1 protein-coding gene and 1 pseudogene are annotated in these 1735 nt (G+C 74.4%); both read right to left on the reverse strand.

The window, feature by feature from the left end; translation table 11 throughout:
• Positions 1 to 834 (reverse strand): annotated as a pseudogene (locus AB0J39_RS39435) (hypothetical protein); the annotation flags it as partial.
• Positions 835 to 911: 77 nt separating this feature from the next.
• Entirely contained in the window at positions 912 to 1559 is a 648-nt protein-coding gene (locus tag AB0J39_RS39440; protein ID WP_363474314.1) for a hypothetical protein, read from the reverse strand.
• Between the last annotated feature and the right edge of the window lie 176 nt (positions 1560 to 1735).

Raw genomic sequence — 1735 nt, forward strand, 5'->3', positions numbered from 1 at the left:
CAGCAGGGCGGGCACGGCCTCGGCGGCGTTGGAAACGACCCCGATCGACAGCGGGCGGCGCGCGTCTCTGGCCTCGTACGCCAGGCGCAGCGCCTCGTCCAGGCTCTCTGCCCGCACGTCGAGGTAGCGGTGGCCGATGCGGCGCTCGACGCCGCGCGGGTCGCAGTCGACGCAGATCGCCACGCCGCCGTTCATCGTGACCGCGAGCGGCTGCGCACCGCCCATGCCGCCGAGCCCGGCGGTCAGGGTGATCGTCCCGGCGAGGCTGCCGCCGAACCGCTTGGCCGCGACCGCCGCGAACGTCTCGTACGTCCCCTGCAGGATTCCCTGGGTGCCGATGTAGATCCACGAGCCGGCCGTCATCTGGCCGTACATCGTGAGCCCGAGCCGCTCCAGCCGCCGGAACTCCGGCCAGGTCGCCCAGTCGCCGACGAGGTTGGAGTTGGCGATCAGCACCCGGGGAGCCCACTCGTGCGTGGTCATCACGCCGACCGGCCGGCCCGACTGGACCAGCAGCGTCTCGTCGGCCCGCAGGGTGGTGAGCTCGCGCACGATGGCGTCGTACGACGGCCAGTCGCGGGCCGCCTTGCCGCTGCCGCCGTAGACGACGAGCCGTTCCGGGTGCTCGGCGACCTCGGGGTCGAGGTTGTTCATCAGCATGCGCAGCGCGGCCTCCTGCTGCCAGCCGCGCGTGTTGAGCGTGGTGCCGCGCGGAGCCCGGACGGGTGCGCGTTCGGGAGCCCGGTCGAGGGCCTGGTTGGAGGCCCTGTTGGGGGCGCTGTTGGGGGCCCGGTTGGGGGCCCGGTTGGGGGCGCTGTCACCGTCGTCAGCCACGAGTCCTCCTCCCACCCGCGCCCGGCGCGCATGGTCCCATTCAATGAGTTCTCTTCATCCTGAGTGAATGAATAGATTCAGTCAATGAGGAACACCCCGCGGGCCGCCGCCGACGCCTCGAACGCCTCCAGGCGGGCCTGCGCCCCGGGCAGCTCATCGCACATGGCCTCCAGCAGCACCCGGCCGAGCATCATCGGCGCGCAGGCCGTGTCGAACACCAGACGCGTGCCCACGGCGGCGGTGAGCAGGACGTGGGACAGACCGGCGAGAGACGACACCCGCCGGTCCGCGACCGTGACGACGCTCAGTCCGGCCGCGCGGGCGGCGCGGAGGGCGTCCACCAGTTCGGCCGGGTAGCGGGGCAGGGCGAAGCACAGCAGGGCCGTCGCTCCGGCCGCCGCCGCCTGCTCGACGCGGTCGGTCAGGAGCGACCCCGCCTCGTGCAGGGGCCGTACGTCGGGGTGGATCTTCGCCGCGAAGTAGGCGAACCCGGCGGCCTGGGCCGCGGCGGCCCGCAGGCCCAGCACCGGAAGCGGCCGCGAGGCGGCGAGCAGGCGGGCGGCCTCGGCGACAGGCCCGGGGTCGTCCAGCGACCGGGCCAGGGCGCGCAGGTTCTCGATCTCCGCCAGCACGGCCCGCCGATACTCGCCTCCCGGGCCCGTCGCCCAGTCGAGGCCGGGACCGCGCTCCGCGGGCGCCTCCTCCGGGGCGGCATCCCGCGGCACGGCATTCTCGGGCGCGAGATTCTCAGGAACGGAATCCGAGGACGCGGGATCCTCGGCAACGGGATCCTCGGGCGCGGGACGTGCGCGCGCGCCGGGTCGCGGCGACGAGCGATGAGAGCCCTCCGCCGTGGCGCGGAGCGTCTGCGCGGGCCCCTGCCCTCCGCCGCCGTCCTGCC

The organism is Microbispora sp. NPDC049633, from assembly GCF_040675265.1.
Classification (GTDB): Bacteria; Actinomycetota; Actinomycetes; order Streptosporangiales; family Streptosporangiaceae; genus Microbispora; species Microbispora maris.